Here is a 16,218-nt window from a genome sequence, read left to right as displayed (position 1 = left end):
GTCTACCGGCCCCGGCTCCGCACCCGCTCAGGCGCGTGCGCGGCATCGGGGCGGCCTCAGAGGCGGGCGTACCGCGCGCGGAAGAAGCTGTAGACGCCGAAGGCCAGGAACCCGATGCCGATCGCCACGAGGACGAACACCCCGCCCGGCATGCTCCGCAGCGCGTCGAACGCCCCGTCGAGACCGGTCGCCTGGTCGGGGTCGCTCCGGAAGCCGGCGACCGCGATGAGCACGCCGACGATCACCACGGCGATCCCCTTGAGCACGTAGCCGACGACCCCGAGCACGGTGACGACCCGCTCGACCTGCTGCGGCGGGCGCACGAGCTGCTTCCAGAACGAGCGCCGGCAGCCGATCACCACGAGGCCGATCCCGATCGCGATCGCGACGGCGGCGACCAGCAGCAGGAGGAACACCCCGCCCGGGGTCGCGAGCGCCTTCGCCGCCGCACTCCGGCTCGACCCGCTCGAGCTCTTGCCGGCGCCGAGGGCGTACGACGCGGCCGAGTACGCGATCACCCCGTAGACCACGGCCTTGCCGATGTTCTTCAACCGGTTGCCCCAGGCCCGGGCGCTGTCGGTCCGCCCACCGACGACGGCTTCGACGACGAGTCGGATGGTCAGCGCCGCGGTGCCGATCGCGACGAGCCAGAGCAGCACGACACCGCCGGGGACCTCCGCGATCTGCTGCAGCGCTCCGGACTGGTCCGTCTCCCCGCTCGACGACGCGTTGCCGACACCGAGCAGGATCGCCAGGTACCCGATGAGCAGGTGGACGACACCACTCCCGACGAACCCGCCGCGAGCGGTCAGCTCGAACCACCGGCTGTCGGCCACTCGCTTCGCTTCGCGTCCGGTCTTCCGGGCCGCCTGTTCCGCCTGCTCACTCACCCCATCGAGCGTGCCCGACGGAGCGCGCTGTGTCCGGCAGGGGGCCGTGGTCCCGGCCGCCTGTCGGACGGGAGGCGCGGCGCGGGCCCGCCACGCGCCTCCAGTCCGGCGTGTCGCTGGTTCTCCACAGACGGGAGGCGCGGCGTCCGTCGTCCACGAGGGGTACGTCCGCCTGATGGTCGCGCCCGTTGCCGGGGCAGGCTGGGTGCATGACCGAACGGACCCGAGACACCCCCGACGCGACCGAGAACGAGCAGCGCACCGACGGCTACGTCCCGCTCCGCTCCTACGGCGCGATCGGGGACGGGCGCACGGTCGCCCTCATCGCGCTGGACGGCCGGATCGACTGGCTGCCGATCCCGTCGATGGACTCGCCGCCGGTGTTCGCGAGCATCGTCGACGCCGAGCACGGCGGCCACGTCGCACTCCGGCCGGTCGACCCGCGGGCCGAGGCATCCCGCACCTACATGCCCGGGACGAACGTGCTCGTCACGACCTGGACGACACCCGACGGTGCAGCCACCGTGACGGACGCGATGGTCACCGGCGTCGCCGGCCGCCTGCCGTGGGCCGAGGTCGCCCGGTGCGTCCAGGGCGTCCGGGGCACCGTCGAGATGGAGTGGGCGGTGATCCCCGGCACCCTGCTGCAGACCGCCGAACCGAAGCGCCTCGACACCGCGAACGGCGCGGTGATCGGCATCGACGGCATCACGATCGCGATCGTCGAGCAGGGGTTCGAGCCGGTGCACGACGACGGCCCGAGGTTCTCCGGGCGGTACCGCACCACCGAGGGCTCGAAGCACATCCTGACGATCGTCGGGACCCACGACGAACCGATCTTCATGCCGCGGCCGGAGAGCGCACTCGCCGCGATTGATCGCACGATCGCGAACTGGGCCACCTGGTCCGAGGAGTTCTCGTACGACGGCCCCTGGTCGGACGCCGTGCAGCGGAGCGCGCTCGCCCTGAAGCTGCTCATCTACTCGCCCACCGGGGCGATCGCGGCGGCGCCGACGACGAGCCTGCCCGAGGACCGGACGGGCGGCAAGAACTGGGACTACCGGTTCGCCTGGGTGCGCGACCTGTCGTACACGGTGCACGCGCTCGCCCGGTTCGGGCTGCGCGAGGAGACACACGCCGCGGTGTCCTGGGTGATGCGCACCATCGCCGAGCACGACGAGGACATGCCGATCTTCTACGAGCTGGACGGCTCCAAGAGCGACGGCGTCGAGGAACGGGACGTCCCGGGCTGGAACGGCATCGGCCCGGTGACGATCGGGAACCGCGCCGGCGACCAGCTGCAGCTCGGCGTCTGGGGCGACGTGTTCGAGATCCTGCGGCAGTACGTCCGCGCCGGCAACGTCCTCGACCGGAAGACCGCCGCCGTGCTGCAGGAGCTCGCCGACGACGCCTGCCACCGGTGGGAGGAAGCGGACTCGGGCATGTGGGAGCTCGAGGACACGCAGCACTACGTGTCGAGCAAGATCGGCTGCTGGCAGGCGCTCGACGCTGCGGTCGAGCTGCACGACGCCGGCATGATCGACGGACCCCGCGACAAGTGGGTCGAGAACCGCGAGCTCATCGAGCAGTGGGTGGCCGAGAACGGCTGGGACGAGGAGCGCGGGCACTACGTGATGTACCCGGGGTCCGACGCGCTGGACACGTCGATCCTCCTGCACGCGATGAGCGCGTTCGACCGGGGCCCCCGGATGCAGTCCACCATCCGGGCGGTCGAGGAGCAGCTGCAGCGCGGCCCGCTCGTGTACCGCTACTCGGGCATCGAGGACGAGGAGTCGCCGTTCGTCGCGTGCTCGTTCTGGCTCGCCGCCGCCATGGCGTGCGTCGGTCGGGTGGACGACGCCCGCACCCTGATGGACGACGCGGTCGCGCAGGGGAACGACGTCGGCCTGTTCAGCGAGATGATCAGCGAGGACGGCTCGTTCATGGGCAACCTGCCGCAGGGGCTGTCGCACCTGGCGCTCATCCAGGCCGCGCTGACGATCGAGGAGGTCGCCGAGGAGTCCTGAGCGACGACGTCGGACGTCGGGCGCATCATGGTCTGACGATGAACGACGTCGACGCACGGATGGACCGGCTCCGGAGGGCCGCCCGCTACCGGTACCAGCAGCTCGTGGAGAGCGAGATCGAACGCGGCTCCCTCGACCCGGACGAGGTCCGCGAGGAACGTCGGCTGCTGAAGGCCGCCGACGTCGCGGCGCACGCGCGGGCGCAGATCGAGGAAGCCGAACGGCGCGGGGTGTTCGAGGGGAACCCGTACCATGGCAAGCCCCTGCCGGGGAACGACGGCCAGCACGACCCGGACTGGTGGATCAAGTCGAAGATCGAGCGCGAGGACATCCGCGGCATCGCCCCGCCGGCCCTCGCCCTCCGGACGGAGGACGCCGAACTCGACGACGCCCTCGACGCCCTGACGGTGGAGACCGACGTCCGTGACGTGCTCGAGGACTTCAACGCCCGCGTGAAGGAAGCCCGTCGGCAGCTGCTCGGTGGCCCACCGGTCGTGACCCCGTTGCGCGAGGTCGACGACGAGGTCGCGCGCTGGCGGGACCGGCGCGAGGAGCGCTTCGCGGCGGCCGCGCGGGCGGCGGCGGAAGCCGCAGCGGAGTCGGCGAACCGGCCGCGTCGGTGGTGGCGCCGGCGTCGGTGAGGTGATCCGCGCCTCCAGGCCCCCGCGCACCGGACTCGGACAGCGCAGAAGGACGGCACCACGCGATCGCGTGGTGCCGTCCTGTCCCTGGCGGAGTGGTTACTTGATCTTGGCGGTGATGGTCGCGACGCCCACGAGGAGGTTGGCCTTGACGGCGTCGGTCTTGAAGGTGCTGTTGAGCAGCTTCGCGGCGTCCGCGGAGACGTGCACCGTGGTGCCGGTCAGGATCGCGTTGTCACCCTCGAGCTGCAGCGGCTTGAGCGTGCCACCGTGCAGGGAGAACAGGTACGCGTTCGCGACGGCGACCTTGCCGTTGACCAGGACGTCACCGTAGAGCTTCGACGAACCCGGGTTCACCACGAAGTTCTCCAGCGTCACCGTCGTGTCACCGGCGGAGAGGGTCAGCCCCGAGTCGTCGTGGTTCAGCAGGCCCTGCACGTACGGACGGTAGTTGCCGTCGGGCGACCAGTACGTCACCGAACCCGACGTGATCGGGAACGACACCGAACCATCGGCGAGCTTGGCGTTGCCGGACACACCCGGGGTCAGCTTCAACGCGGTCAGCGCGTCCGTGAAGCCCGAGTCGAGCTTCACCGCGGTGTCGCCACCGAGGACCTCGGGGACCGAGGCGACGGGGCCGGGGATCTTCGACGAGCTCGACGACACGGTGTGCACGGAGCCGTCGGCCTGCGCGGCCGAGACACCGAACGCTGCACCACCGAGCACGAGCGCGCCGGTCGTGGCGAGGGTGATCGAGGTCTTGAGTGACTTGCGCATTGGTCTTCAGTCCTTTGCTGTGACGGGCACTCCGGCTGGCGGCCGAACGACGCTTCTGTGCGCACGCTGAATACCGGCCGAATCCGACCGGAGAGCGCCCTGGGCGTTTGCCCTTGTGCACTGCATTCGGCACCCCCTCGGAAACGGTTTGGAAGTCGTCGAGAAGTTTTTCGGGCGCGCTCCCTGGGACGGCGCGGGTCGGTCCTCCGTAGCGTGGGGGCATGTCCACCGCACGCACCACGAGCACCGACCGGATCCGCGCGATCGACGCCTGGTGGCGCGCCGCGAACTACCTCACCGTCGGGCAGATCTACCTGCTCGACAACCCCCTCCTCACGCGCCCGATCGACCCCGACGACATCAAGCCCCGGTTGCTCGGCCACTGGGGCACCTCGCCGGCGCTGAGCCTCGTGTACGCGCACCTCAACGCGCTCATCACCGAGACCGACCGCGACCTGCTGTACATCTGCGGCCCGGGGCACGGCGGGCCCGCGATGAACGCGAACGCGTGGCTCGAGGGCACGTGGGGCGAGCTCTACCCGTCGATCACGCCGGACCCGGCCGGGCTGCAGCAGTTCTTCCGGCAGTTCTCCTTCCCCGGTGGGATCCCGTCGCACGCGGCCCCGGAGACCCCGGGCTCGATCAACGAGGGCGGCGAGCTCGGATACTCCCTCGCGCACGCGTACGGGGCGGCGCTCGACAACCCCGACCTCGTCGTGGCGTGCGTCGTCGGCGACGGCGAGGCCGAGACGGGGCCGCTCGCTGCCTCGTGGCAGGCGCACACCTTCCTCGACCCGGTGCACGACGGGGCGGTGCTGCCGATCCTCAACCTCAACGGGTGGAAGATCGCGAACCCGACGGTCCTCGCCCGCATCCCCGACGAGGACCTCACCTCGTACTTCCGCGGGCTGGGGTACGAGCCCGTCGTGGTCGACTCCGCCCGGGTCGGCGACGACCCCTTCGCCGTGCACGCGCTGTTCGACGGCGCGCTCCGCCGCGCGATGGCGACGATCGACGACATCCAGGCGTCTGCCCGTGCGCAGGCCCAGCGTGCGGCCGCGGGACAGCCGGCCGGTGCATCCGACCTGCGCCCGCGGTGGCCGATGATCGTGCTCCGGACCCCGAAGGGGTGGACCGGACCGAAGGAGGTCGACGGGCAGCAGGTCGAGGGCACCTTCCGTGCCCACCAGGTCCCGCTGCCCGGGGTGCGCGAGAACGATGCACACCGCCGGCAGCTCGAGGAGTGGATGCGCTCCTACCGCCCGGAGGAGCTCTTCGACGAGGACGGCCAGCCGATCGGCATCCTCACCACCATCCGACCGAGCGGCGACCACCGGATGAGCGCGACGCCGCACGCGAACGGCGGCCGGATCCGCACCGCGCTCGACCGCCCCGCACTCGCCGAGTTCGCCGCGGAGGTCGGCGGGACCGCGAGCGCCACCGGCACCCTGGGCCCGTGGCTCGCCGCGCTCATCCAGCGGAACCCGTCGACGTTCCGCCTGTTCGGCCCCGACGAGACGATCTCGAACAAGCTCGATGCGGTGTTCGACGTCACGACCCGGGTCTGGCGCGCGCAACGCGGCGTCGGTGACGAGCACCTCGGTGCGCAGGGCCGGGTGACCGAGGTCCTCTCCGAGCACCTGCTCGAGGGCATGCTCGAGGGCTACGTGCTGAGTGGACGGCACGGACTCCTCAACACCTACGAGGCCTTCGCCCACATCATCGACTCGATGGTCGGCCAGTACGCCAAGTGGCTCGAGTCCTCGACCGACATCGACTGGCGGGCACCGGTGTCGAACCTGTCGATCCTGCTGTCGTCGCACGTCTGGCGGCAGGACCACAACGGGTTCTCGCACCAGGACCCGGGGTTCCTCGACGTCGTCGCGTCGAAGCAGCAGGACCTCGTGCGGATCAAGCTGCCGGCGGACGCCAACACGCTGCTCGCCGTGGCCGCGCATGCCATGGAGACGACGGACCGCATCGAGGTGATCGTCGCGGGCAAGCACCCCGAGCCGGTGTTCCTGTCGCTCGAGGACGCCGTCGCGCACGTCGACGCCGGCGCAGGCGTCTGGGGCTGGGCGGGCACCGAGGACGCCATCGGTCGTGCGGACGTCGTGCTCGTCTGCGCCGGCGACGTGCCGACCGTCGAGACCGTCGCGGCCGCCGACATCATCCGGAAGCACGCGCCGGATGTGGGCGTGCGCGTCGTGAACGTCGTCGACCTGCTCGCACTCGGTGACCCGCGGAAGCACGAGCACCCGATGCGGGACGAGCGCTACGACGAGCTGTTCCTGCCCGGCACCCCGGCGGTGTTCGCCTTCCACGGCTACCCGTCGCTCGTGCACCAGCTCACCTACCGCCGGAACGGGCACGACGACCTGCACGTCCACGGGTTCCTCGAGCGGGGCACGACGACGTCGCCGTTCGACATGCTCATGCGCAACGAGATGGACCGGTTCGCGCTCGCCCACGACGCCCTCACCCGGGTCGACGCCGATGCCCACGAGGAGCTGCTCGGCAAGCTGTCCGAGGCCCGTGACGCCGCCCGCGAGTACGCCTACAGCAGGGGCGAGGACCACCCGTCGGTGGGCGGGTGGGAGTTCGCGGGGTGGCCGCAGGACGAGCCGGCCTCCGGTGGGACCGGTGGCGACCCCGGCTTGGGTGAGACGGAGGGGGCGGCGCCCGGTCGGTAGGGTCCCTCCTCCACAGCCTGGAGGCGCGGATCGCCCTCCACAGGACCGGTCACGCTCGTCGCGTGGCCGGTCCTGCTGCGCGAGGGTTGCGGCATGGACGGAACATGGGCCGCGGTGACCGGCGCAGTCATCTCGGCGATCGGTGCGTGCGGCGCGGTCGCGGCGCTGGTCGTCACGGTGCGCGAGGGGCGCGCAGCACGGCGGAATACAGAGTTCTTGGGGCACCGGGACATGTGGTGGCAGCGTTGGTCGTGGGTCGCCGACCGAGCGACGTCGGACGACGACTCGGGTCGCGCCGCCGCGTCCGTGATGGCCGCTGCCCTCGTGACCCGTACGTGGACGACCGAGGACGACACGTGGATGTTCCACGCGCTCGAGCGGTTCTCCGCGCAGCAGGCACCGGGCGACAAGACGAACGAAGGGAACGGCGATGATCTCGAAGATGGGTGACCAGGAGTTCAAACGGCGACTCGAACTCCGCGAACTCACCACCGCACGGCTGCTCGCCAGCGCGCACTACGGGCCGATCCTCCGCGCCCAGGGCGCTGAGGAGGAACTCGAGCAGATGCGGATCGAGTGGCGCGAACGGCAGGAGCGGGCCCGCGCACGGAAGCTCCGCGAAGAGGCGTCCTTCGCGGACTGACCGGCGGCGTGCCACGCTGGACGGGTGACCGATCTCGTGCTCCCGGCGCCGACCCCGTCCACTGTCCCGACATCGACGGGCGGGCGCTTCCCCGTCCGTCGGGTGTTCTGCGTGGGCCGCAACTACGCCGCGCACGCGCGCGAGATGGGACACGACCCGGACCGCGAACCGCCGTTCTTCTTCACGAAGCCGGCCGACGCCGTGGTGCCGGATGACACCGACACCCCGTACCCGACGATGACGGAGCAGCTCGAGCACGAGGTCGAGCTGGTCGTGGCGATCGGGACCGGCGGCAGCGAGATCACGGTGGACGACGCCCTCACGCACGTGTGGGGCTACGCCGTCGGCATCGACCTGACCCGCCGCGACCTGCAGGCCGAGGCGAAGCGGCTCGGTCGGCCGTGGGACACCGCAAAGGGGTTCGACGCCTCGGCACCTGTCGGCGTGATCGTCCCGGCGGCCGACGTCGACCCGACCGTGGGCGCGATCGAGCTCCGGGTGAACGGTGCCCTCCGACAGTCCGGCGACCTGGCCGACCAGATCTGGTCGGTGGCGGAGACGATCGCCGAGCTGTCGCGGTTCGTGGCACTCGCACCGGGCGACCTCCTGATGACGGGAACGCCCGAGGGGGTCGGTGTCCTCGAACGGGGAGACGTCCTCGACGGCACGATCGCGGGCGTCGGCTCGGTCCGGACGCGCATCGTCTGATCACCTGCGTTTCACGGGTGTGTCCCCGTGCTGGGAGCGCTCGCAGGCGCAGCGGGTAGCAATGTCTCGACGCTGCTGGGGGAACGGCGGCGTCTGACCAAGGGGACACACCGGGCGCGACGGGGCGTGTGGACGTGTCCGGACAACGGAGGTGTGCCGTGCAGGAACACGACCTGCTCGCGACGTCCTGGACCTGGGCTGGCACCGCACCGATCGACGAGCGCATCCGCGCCGTCGGGGCCGCCGGCTTCGCAGGACTGTCGCTCTCGCTCGGTGACCTCCACGAGGTCCGGGCGACCATCGGCTTCGCCGCACTCCGCCGGGTGCTCGACGGTGCCGGCATCGTCTGGGTGCAGCTCGGGCCGCTCGAACGCTGGTGGACGTGCGCGAACCGGACGCCCGACCAAGAGGCGGATCGCGGCGTCGTTCTGGAGGCCGCCGCGATGCTCGGCGCGTGGCAGGTCGTCACCCGGGCCGACACGACGCTCCCCGGGATCTCCCCCGCCGCCATGGTCGACGACTGGGTCGACCTCGCCGGACAGGCCGCGAAGGTCGGCGCCCAGCTGGTGCTCGAGCCGGAGCCGTGGTCCAATCTGCCGACGGTCGAGCGGGCCTCCCGGTTCGTCGCCGCGGCCGGGCACCCGAACGGCGGGCTGCTCGTCGACGCCATGCACGCCCTCCGCGGCGGGTCCACGCTCGCGTCGATCCAGCAGGGCGTGGCGTCGAACACGCTCGCAGCGGTCGAGCTCAGCGACGGGCTGCTGCACACCCCGTCGGGGATGACCCTGTCCGAGGAGTCCCGCGAGGCCCGCTACCTGCCGGGTGCCGGGGCATGGGACCTGCCGGGGTTCATCCGCACCGTGCGGGACCTCGGCCACGACGAACCGTGGGGCGTCGAGGTCCGGACGGCGGCGCACCGGGCGATGCCGCTCGAGGACGCCCTGCGCACCGCGGCCGCTGCCACCCGTGCCGTGCTCGACGCCGCGGACGCGTACGGCACACCGGCGGCTCCGGCGATGCCGACCACTCCCGCGCCGACGTCGGCCGTCGACTTCGAGCCTCCGGCGCAGGGTCCGGACGCCCGACAGGACGGCGCGCACGGCGTCCGCCGACGGGATGCCGACACAGGCACTCCCGCGTAACGTCGGCCCCATGACGGACCACGCAGCACACGACGACGGCCTCCTCCGCCGCTCGCAGGAGGCCATCGACGAGGCGAAGGCGGCAGCGGCGGAAGTGGCGGAGCCGGACGAGGACGAGCTCATCGCGGAGGACCTCCCCGTCCCCGACGACGCGGAGCCCGCCGACGGCCCCGCACCCGCTGCCTGAGGCTCAGTCGATCTCGACGACCCGCACGGTGACGTCCGCCGGTCGCTGACCCAGGGCGTCCACCGCGGCCCGCACGACTGCGTCGCGCACGTCCCGCAGCAGCGCCACCGTGGGGACGGCGCGTCCGGTGGTGACGACCACGCGGATGCGTGCACCGCCCGGCTGGTCCTGCACGAGCACCGCGCCGCCGTCCCGCGGCAGGTCGAGCACGGTCCGGACGTCCCGCACGAGCGTGGCGAGCTTCGGACCCGGCGGCAGCACGGACCGGACGCCCGGCACGGCGAGCGCGACCTCGGTCAGCCGGCGGGACAGGGTCCGGGTGTCGGCGATCATGCGTCTCCTCCGTGGCTGGGTTCGGTGGGGTCGATGAGGTCGACCACCCGCACCACGACCGACTGCACGGCGAACGGCGCGTGCGCGCCGAGGGCGACCGCGACCGCCACGTGCAGCGCTTCCGTCCGGGCGTGGACGGGCCCGTCGGCGGTCACCGCGACCGTGACCTCGACGTCCACCGCGCCACCCGGCACCGTGACGTCGCCCGTGATGCGCGTGCGGCGGACGACCAGCCCGGGGACGTCGTCGCCGAGTGCCCGCACGAGTCCACGGAGCGCCCCTTCGGTCACGACGAGCGTCGAGGACGGGTCGTCGTCGGGCACCGGAATGTCCCGTCCCGCGTGCGCCGTCGTCCGGATCGAGGTGAGGACACCGGCGATCCAGGAGTCGTCCGCGCCGGACACGTCGGCGTCGAGCAGGTCGAGTGAGGCCGTCCGCAGGCTCTCGAGTCGGCCGAGTGCAGCGCGTGCCTCCGGGTCGCCCTCGATGTCCGGTCGGACCGGGTGCCGCCCGGCGTCGAGGTAGTCGGAGAGCTCCTCGAGGGTGAAGGCACCGAAGCGTTCGTCGTCGGTCATCGCCACCCCTCCATCTGCTCGAGTACTCGTCGACGCGCACGTGCCAGGACCCCCCGCACCGTCGCCTGCGACATCCCCGTCGCCTCGGCGATCTCGGCGTACGACGCCCCGCCGATCTCCCGCATCACCCACACCGCACGCGGTGCATCGGGGAGAGCCTGCACGATACGCGCGAGTTCCTGGACCTGGAGCCGTGTCGCGACCACCTCGTCGACCGGACGGTCGTCTGAGGACTCGGCCACTGCCTCCAGGTCGAGGTGGGGGTGACGACGTCGGAGACGGTCGAGCGCCTTGTTGGCGGCGATGCGGAACAGCCAGTTGCGCACCCGGTCCGGATCGTCGACCCGGTCGATGCGCTGCCAGGCCTGCAGCGCGGCCTCCTGCACGGCGTCGTCCGCCTCGCCGTCCCCGTGACCGAGGATGCGGGCCGCGTAGGCCCGCATGTGCGGGCCGTACCGGCGGATGAGCACACCGAACGCGACGGTGTCACCGTCGGCGCTGCGTTCGACGAGGGAGGCGTCCGACAGGGACGCCAGGGCGTCAGCGTCGCTCAGGGTCTGCTCCTCAGGTCAGCCCGGCGGGGGAATTCCGGGTCCGGACGTGACGAACCGGTCGTTCGTCACGTCTTCTGTACGTGCCTGCCAGGAGCATCGCTCGCTGCTGGCGCAGAGCGCGTCGCGGCCGGTCATCCCTGAACGGCCGGTCGCGGCGCTCTGACGGCGGCCCGTGCGTTCCCTGATCCGGCGCACGGGTCGCCTTCTCCTACTCGTCGACCTCGTCGCCGAGGAAGTCCGCGTAGGTGACCTCGGGCTCGGACAGCACCGCGCCCGGGTCGACCGGCATCTGCACCGACGGGTCCGCAGCGATCGTGCCGCGCTCCTCCGTGGTGAACGGGGGCAGGTACTTGCTCGCGCTCATGCTCACGCCCTTTCGTCCCGGCGAACGTAACAGGCCGTGGCGGCATCGCGGGCGGACGGCACGGAATCGTCCCCCGGACGGTGTCGGAACGGGGGACGGAAGTTCGCCTGGGGCGGACCCGATGCGGACGCATGCTCAGCCTTCGCGAACGACGTCCGACGGGTCCTTGTCCACCCTCCACCCTCGCCACGACGGCTGCCGCAACCGGCCGTCGGAGGTCCACTCGGCGAACTCGACCTCGCCGACCCGCTTCGGCGTCACCCAGTGCGCGTCACGGGCATCGGGCCGCGGGACGTCGACGAACGGCGAGGTCTTCCGCTCCAGCGCACCGAGCGTGGCACCGATCTCGTCGAGGTCGCGGTCGCGGAACCCGGTGCCGACCTTGCCGACGTACTCGAGTCCGTCCGGGCCGGGCACACCGAGCAGCAGGGAGCCGACACCGCCGGCACGTCGACCGCTGCCGGGCTTCCAGCCACCCACCACGACCTCTTGCGTGGCGTGGTGCTTGAGCTTCAACCACGCCTCGGACCGACGCCCTTCGGCGTACTTCGACGACCGCTTCTTCGCGACCACGCCCTCGAGCCCCTGCTCCTTCGAGTCCGCCATCGCCCGCGCCAGGTCGCCCTGGTACGCGGCGGGGACGTCGATCGCGCCGCCGGGTTCGACGACCGTCTCCAGCGCCTGGCGCCGGGCGTCGTACCCGAGCCGGGTCAGCTCGTGTCCGTCTGCCTCGAGCACGTCGAAGAGCAGCAGGCGGACCGGGGTCTGCGCGCGGGCCGCTTCGACCTCGCGGTGCTTCGTGAGCCCCATCCGGTTCTGCAGCAGCTGGAACGACGGTCGACCGCGGTCGTCGAGCGCCACGATCTCGCCGTCGAACACCCCGTCGACGCCCGCTCGTTCGCCGAGCTCCTGGAGCTCCGGGTACTGGTCGGTGAGGTCGTTGTCGTTGCGGCTGCGCAGGGTCACCGAGCCGTCCCGCACGGTGCAGAGGGCACGGATGCCGTCCCACTTCATCTCGAACGCCCAGTCGGCCGGGTCGAGGACGGGTTCGCCCTTCGCCAGGGAGGCCTGCATCGTCCGGCGCTCCGAGGGCGCGGTGTCCGCGGCCGCGGCCCCCTCGATGCGCTCCTGTCCGTCCCGTGGTGCGGTCGACGGCCGGGAGGCACGGCTCGCCGCCGCCCCGTCGCCCCCTTCTGCCAGGCGGTCCGGCTGGTCCTTGGTGCGGTGGATGAGCCAGTTCTTCGCGTCGCCCTCGCGCCCGCGTCCGCGCCCCCTGGTGTGCAGGAGCGCCAGACGGCGAGCGCCACCGGTCCGACCGTGCAGCGTGACGATGACCTCTTCGCCCTCGCGCCACTTCTCGAGCTCGTACGTGCCGTCGTCCCAGATCGTGACCGTGCCGCCGCCGTACTCGTCCTTCGGGATCGTGCCCTCGAACGCGCCGTACTCGAGCGGGTGGTCCTCGGTCTGCACCGCCAGGTGGTTCTTCCCCGGGTCGGTCGGCTCGCCCTTCGGCAGCGCCCAGCTGACGAGCACGCCCTCGTGCTCCAGCCGGAAGTCGTAGTGGTCCCGGGTCGCGTGGTGCTCCTGGATGACGAACGTCGGGGTGCCGTCCCTCCGGACCGTCGGAGCGTCCTCGGGGACCGGCTCCGGTGTCTTCGAGGCGTCGCGCTTCGCACGGTAGGCCGCGAGGCGGTCCCGCCCGGGCTGCTCCGCGTCGTTCGCGCGCTGGGTCCGGTCGCTGTCCCAGTGACCGTGGTCCGGTCGTCCGACGGCCAACGAGGCGGAGGCGACCGGGTGCAGGAAGTCGCCACGGGCCTCCAGGCGTTCGAGCACCTCGTCCAACGTGAGCTGGGCGAGCCCGCGTTCCTCGAGCTCCTTCCAGGTGCGGGGTGCGGCGACCGTCGGCCGTTCGCGGCCGCGCAGGGAGTACGGGGCGATCGTCGTCTTGTTCCCGTTGTTCTGCGACCAGTCGACGAAGACCTTGCCCGTCCGCTCAGCCCGGCTCATCGACGACAGCACGAGGTCCGGCAGGTCCTGTTCGAGCGACTTCGCGAGTTCGTGCGCGACCTCGGACACCTGCGTGGTGGTGGCCTTCCCGTCGAGGGCGGCGTAGAGGTGGATGCCCTTCGAGCCGGAGGTCACCGGGTACGGGTCGAGGCCCATGCCGTGCAGGACCTCACGCGCGGCGACCGCCACCTCGACGCACTCCGGCAGGCCGACGCCGTCGCCGGGGTCGAGGTCGAGCACGAGCCGGTCCGGGTTCTGCTGCGCACCCCGGGGACCGAAGCGCCACTGCGGCACGTGCAGTTCGAGGGCGGCCTGCTGCGCCATCCAGACCAGCGTCGGCAGGTCGTCGACGATCGGGTACTCGTTGTCGTGCTCGGAGTGGTGGATGGTGTGGTGCCGGACCCAGTCGGGCGCCGAGTCGGGCAGGTTCTTCTCGAAGAAGACCTTGCCCTCGACGCCGTTCGCCCAGCGCTTCCGGGTCACCGGCCGGTCCTTCACGTGCGGGATCATCCACGGCGCCACCCGCTCGTAGTATTCGATCACGCGGCCCTTGGTCGTGCCGGTCTCCGGGTAGAGCACCTTGTCGGTGTTGGTGAGCGCGAGTCGCCGGTCGCCGACCAGCACGACGGTCTTGCGCGATGCGGGACTCACAACGCCACCCCGGTCGCTCCCGCCACGGTGAGGGTCGAGCCGGACGTGTACGAGGACTCCGGCCCGGCCAGGTAGACGTACGCGCCGCCGAGTTCCACCGGCTGCGCGGGCCGGCCGAACGGGGTGTCCTGCCCGTACGCGGCGATCTCGTCACCGGGGTAGCTGATCGGCTGCAGGGGCGTCCACACCGGGCCCGGCACGACCGTGTTCGCGCGGATGCCCCGCGACGCGAGCTGTCGGGCCAGCCCGTTCGTGTACGTGATGATCGCGGCCTTCGTCGCCGCGTAGTCGATCATCCGGTCCTGCGGCTGGTACGCCGAGACCGAGCTGGTGGTCACGATCGCGCTGCCCGGCGCCATGTGCGGCACGGCGGCCCGGACCAGCCAGAACAGCGAGTAGAGGTTGACCTTCATCGTCCGGTCGAAGTCCTCGGTGCTCTGTCGGGTGATGTCCTCGTGCACCTGCTGGTGCCCCGCCACCAGGACGAGCGCGTCGAGCCCGCCGAGCTCGCTGACGGCGTCGCGCACCAGCACGTCGCAGAACGCCTCGTCGGTGAGGTCGCCCGGCAGCAGCACCGCCTTGCGGCCGAGGTCGCCGACGACGTCGCGGACGGCTTCGAGGTCCTCGCGTTCCTCGGGCAGGGCGTTCAGGGCGACGTCCGCGCCCTCCTTCGCCATCGCGATCGCCGCAGCACGACCGATGCCGGAGTCCGCGCCGGTGACGAGCACCCGGTAGCCGGGCATCCGGCCCGTGCCGAGGTAGCTCGTCTCGCCGTGGTCGGGGGCCGGGTCCATCGCGCTGGCCAGCCCGGAGCCCTGCTGCGTCTGCGCGGGGAACGGCGGGCGGGGGAACTGGTCGCGCGGATCCTGCTTGTCGAGCTGGCTCATGGGCCCATCGTGCTCGTTCCGCCCGCGGGCCGGTCCAGCGAAGTCGGATCTGTGGAGAACCCGCGACTGCGAGCGCTCCTGTGCACGGACGGGCATCATGAGCGCATGAGGTCGATCTGGAAGGGCTCCATCGCGTTCGGGCTGGTCAACGTGCCGATCAAGGTCTACGCCGCGACCGAGACCCACGACGTCTCCCTGCACCAGGTCCACGACGAGGACAAGGGTCGGATCCGGTACAAGCGGGTGTGCGAGTTCGGGCACGAGGTCGAGTACGCCGACATCCAGCGTGCCTACGACGACGGCGAGAAGACCGTGGTGCTCACCGCCGACGACTTCAAGCAGCTGCCGGAGGAGCAGTCGCACGAGATCGAGGTCCTCGAGTTCGTGCCCGTCGAGCAGGTCGACCCGATGATGTTCGAGAAGTCGTACTACCTCGAGCCGGACTCCCGCTCCCCCAAGGCGTACGTGCTGCTCCGCGAGACCCTGGCGAAGACCGACCGCCTGGCGATCGTGCAGTTCACGCTCCGCCAGAAGACCCGGCTCGGCGTCCTCCGGGTCAACGACGACGTCATCCTGCTGCAGGGCCTGCTCTGGGGCGACGAGGTCCGTGCTGCCGACTTCACGGCCCTCGACGCCTCGGTGAAGGTCAGCGCGACGGAGCTGAAGATGTCGTCGTCGCTCGTCGACAGCATGTCCACCGACTTCGACCCGGACCGCTACACGGACGAGTACCAGGCGGAGCTGCAGCAGCTCATCGACGCGAAGCTCGAGGCCGGCGACGACGTCGACACCGAGAAGACGTTCGGGGAGCGCGCGGAGGACGACGACGAGGGTGAGGGCGGCGACGTCATCGACCTGATGGCCGCCCTGCGGGCGTCGGTGGACAAGAAGCGGTCGCGGTCGTCGTCCGGTTCGTCGTCACGGACTGGAGGCACGGGGTCGCGTTCGTCCTCTGGCTCGCGGTCGTCGTCGGGTTCCGCCGAGGACGACGACGAGCAGCCGGCGGCGAAGAAGCCCGCCGCTGCGAAGGCATCGTCCTCGTCGTCGTCGACCACGAAGAAGACCCCGGCGAAGAAGGCGCCCGCCAAGAAGGCCCCGGCCAAGAAGCCCGCCGCGAAGAAGCAGGCGAGCTAGCGACC

Annotated in this window: 17 protein-coding genes; 9 read left to right on the top strand and 8 right to left on the bottom strand. The window is 71.5% G+C overall.

Annotated features, from left to right (window positions below; genetic code table 11):
• Positions 1–56: 56 nt before the first annotated feature.
• A complete protein-coding gene (locus tag EDF64_RS10220) occupies positions 57–890 on the bottom strand; it encodes a DUF1206 domain-containing protein (RefSeq protein WP_133519887.1) in 834 nt (277 codons plus the stop codon).
• A 209-nt stretch (positions 891–1,099) separates the two neighbouring features.
• On the opposite strand from EDF64_RS10220, the gene EDF64_RS10215 reads away from it, so the two are divergent.
• The gene (locus EDF64_RS10215) at positions 1,100–2,917 is read left to right on the top strand and encodes a glycoside hydrolase family 15 protein (RefSeq protein WP_133519886.1); all 1,818 of its coding nucleotides are present in this window, start codon (positions 1,100–1,102) and stop codon (positions 2,915–2,917) included.
• A 38-nt stretch (positions 2,918–2,955) separates the two neighbouring features.
• The gene (locus EDF64_RS10210) at positions 2,956–3,558 is read left to right on the top strand and encodes a DUF1992 domain-containing protein (RefSeq protein WP_133519885.1); all 603 of its coding nucleotides are present in this window, start codon (positions 2,956–2,958) and stop codon (positions 3,556–3,558) included.
• A 99-nt stretch (positions 3,559–3,657) separates the two neighbouring features.
• Here the strand turns inward: EDF64_RS10210 and EDF64_RS10205 are convergent, their stop codons facing one another.
• Complete coding sequence (locus EDF64_RS10205) at positions 3,658–4,335, bottom strand: hypothetical protein (protein WP_166645665.1); 678 nt, start codon at positions 4,333–4,335, stop codon at positions 3,658–3,660.
• A gap of 221 nt (positions 4,336–4,556) precedes the next feature.
• Between EDF64_RS10205 and EDF64_RS10200 the strand changes: the two genes are divergently transcribed.
• The 6 genes from EDF64_RS10200 to EDF64_RS18205 all read left to right on the top strand — a co-directional run bounded on the left by EDF64_RS10200 (position 4,557) and on the right by EDF64_RS18205 (position 9,708).
• A complete protein-coding gene (locus tag EDF64_RS10200; RefSeq protein ID WP_133519884.1) occupies positions 4,557–7,028 on the top strand; it encodes a phosphoketolase family protein in 2,472 nt (823 codons plus the stop codon).
• Positions 7,029–7,121: 93 nt separating this feature from the next.
• Positions 7,122–7,478: a hypothetical protein gene (locus EDF64_RS10195; protein WP_133519883.1), complete on the top strand. Its 357-nt coding sequence runs from the start codon at positions 7,122–7,124 to the stop codon at positions 7,476–7,478.
• The gene (locus EDF64_RS10190) at positions 7,459–7,671 is read left to right on the top strand and encodes a hypothetical protein (RefSeq protein ID WP_133519882.1); all 213 of its coding nucleotides are present in this window, start codon (positions 7,459–7,461) and stop codon (positions 7,669–7,671) included. The genes EDF64_RS10195 and EDF64_RS10190 overlap by 20 nt, the downstream gene beginning before the upstream one ends.
• A 24-nt stretch (positions 7,672–7,695) precedes the next feature.
• Positions 7,696–8,379 carry a fumarylacetoacetate hydrolase family protein gene (locus EDF64_RS10185; RefSeq protein ID WP_133519881.1) on the top strand — a complete coding sequence of 228 codons (684 nt, stop codon included), beginning with the start codon at positions 7,696–7,698 and terminating at the stop codon, positions 8,377–8,379.
• A 158-nt stretch (positions 8,380–8,537) separates the two neighbouring features.
• A complete protein-coding gene (locus tag EDF64_RS10180; protein ID WP_166645683.1) occupies positions 8,538–9,521 on the top strand; it encodes a sugar phosphate isomerase/epimerase family protein in 984 nt (327 codons plus the stop codon).
• Between the two features lie 10 nt (positions 9,522–9,531).
• On the top strand, positions 9,532–9,708 hold the full coding sequence (locus EDF64_RS18205; RefSeq protein ID WP_166645682.1) for a hypothetical protein: 177 nt from the start codon (positions 9,532–9,534) through the stop codon (positions 9,706–9,708).
• Positions 9,709–9,711: 3 nt separating this feature from the next.
• Here EDF64_RS18205 and EDF64_RS10175 read toward each other — a convergent pair whose 3' ends face one another.
• From EDF64_RS10175 to EDF64_RS10155, 6 genes are all read right to left on the bottom strand, one after another.
• Positions 9,712–10,041, bottom strand: a complete 330-nt coding sequence (locus tag EDF64_RS10175) for a hypothetical protein (RefSeq protein WP_133519879.1) — start codon at positions 10,039–10,041, stop codon at positions 9,712–9,714.
• On the bottom strand, positions 10,038–10,616 hold the full coding sequence (locus EDF64_RS10170; protein ID WP_133519878.1) for a hypothetical protein: 579 nt from the start codon (positions 10,614–10,616) through the stop codon (positions 10,038–10,040). Before EDF64_RS10170 ends, EDF64_RS10175 begins: the two co-directional genes overlap by 4 nt.
• Positions 10,613–11,143 (bottom strand): RNA polymerase sigma factor, encoded by a 531-nt coding sequence (locus EDF64_RS10165; protein WP_243736345.1) that lies wholly within the window; start codon positions 11,141–11,143, stop codon positions 10,613–10,615. Before EDF64_RS10165 ends, EDF64_RS10170 begins: the two co-directional genes overlap by 4 nt.
• Positions 11,144–11,378: 235 nt before the next feature.
• A complete protein-coding gene (locus EDF64_RS18200; RefSeq protein WP_166645681.1) occupies positions 11,379–11,534 on the bottom strand; it encodes a hypothetical protein in 156 nt (51 codons plus the stop codon).
• A 135-nt stretch (positions 11,535–11,669) separates the two neighbouring features.
• Positions 11,670–14,192 carry an ATP-dependent DNA ligase gene (locus tag EDF64_RS10160; protein WP_133519876.1) on the bottom strand — a complete coding sequence of 841 codons (2,523 nt, stop codon included), beginning with the start codon at positions 14,190–14,192 and terminating at the stop codon, positions 11,670–11,672.
• Entirely contained in the window at positions 14,189–15,079 is an 891-nt protein-coding gene (locus EDF64_RS10155; protein ID WP_133519875.1) for an SDR family oxidoreductase, read from the bottom strand. Before EDF64_RS10155 ends, EDF64_RS10160 begins: the two co-directional genes overlap by 4 nt.
• A gap of 105 nt (positions 15,080–15,184) precedes the next feature.
• On the opposite strand from EDF64_RS10155, the gene EDF64_RS10150 reads away from it, so the two are divergent.
• A complete protein-coding gene (locus EDF64_RS10150; RefSeq protein ID WP_133519874.1) occupies positions 15,185–16,213 on the top strand; it encodes a Ku protein in 1,029 nt (342 codons plus the stop codon).
• Positions 16,214–16,218 lie beyond the last annotated feature (5 nt).

The organism is Curtobacterium flaccumfaciens (genome assembly GCF_004361695.1).
Taxonomy (GTDB): domain Bacteria; phylum Actinomycetota; class Actinomycetes; order Actinomycetales; family Microbacteriaceae; genus Curtobacterium; species Curtobacterium flaccumfaciens_B.
Note: the sequence above shows the minus strand (reverse complement) of the source record. Positions and strands in the feature narration are given on the sequence as shown.

What these genes read in the sequence shown, in the direction of transcription:
- EDF64_RS10215 (WP_133519886.1), top strand. Translation starts at nt 1,100, where the DNA reads ATGACCGAACGGACCCGAGACACCCCCGACGCGACCGAGAACGAGCAG.
- EDF64_RS10210 (WP_133519885.1), top strand. Translation starts at nt 2,956, where the DNA reads ATGAACGACGTCGACGCACGGATGGACCGGCTCCGGAGGGCCGCCCGC.
- EDF64_RS10205 (WP_166645665.1), bottom strand. Translation starts at nt 4,335, where the DNA reads ATGCGCAAGTCACTCAAGACCTCGATCACCCTCGCCACGACCGGCGCG.
- EDF64_RS10200 (WP_133519884.1), top strand. Translation starts at nt 4,557, where the DNA reads ATGTCCACCGCACGCACCACGAGCACCGACCGGATCCGCGCGATCGAC.
- EDF64_RS10195 (WP_133519883.1), top strand. Translation starts at nt 7,122, where the DNA reads ATGGACGGAACATGGGCCGCGGTGACCGGCGCAGTCATCTCGGCGATC.
- EDF64_RS10190 (WP_133519882.1), top strand. Translation starts at nt 7,459, where the DNA reads ATGATCTCGAAGATGGGTGACCAGGAGTTCAAACGGCGACTCGAACTC.
- EDF64_RS18205 (WP_166645682.1), top strand. Translation starts at nt 9,532, where the DNA reads ATGACGGACCACGCAGCACACGACGACGGCCTCCTCCGCCGCTCGCAG.
- EDF64_RS10175 (WP_133519879.1), bottom strand. Translation starts at nt 10,041, where the DNA reads ATGATCGCCGACACCCGGACCCTGTCCCGCCGGCTGACCGAGGTCGCG.
- EDF64_RS10170 (WP_133519878.1), bottom strand. Translation starts at nt 10,616, where the DNA reads ATGACCGACGACGAACGCTTCGGTGCCTTCACCCTCGAGGAGCTCTCC.
- EDF64_RS18200 (WP_166645681.1), bottom strand. Translation starts at nt 11,534, where the DNA reads ATGAGCGCGAGCAAGTACCTGCCCCCGTTCACCACGGAGGAGCGCGGC.
- EDF64_RS10155 (WP_133519875.1), bottom strand. Translation starts at nt 15,079, where the DNA reads ATGAGCCAGCTCGACAAGCAGGATCCGCGCGACCAGTTCCCCCGCCCG.
- EDF64_RS10150 (WP_133519874.1), top strand. Translation starts at nt 15,185, where the DNA reads ATGAGGTCGATCTGGAAGGGCTCCATCGCGTTCGGGCTGGTCAACGTG.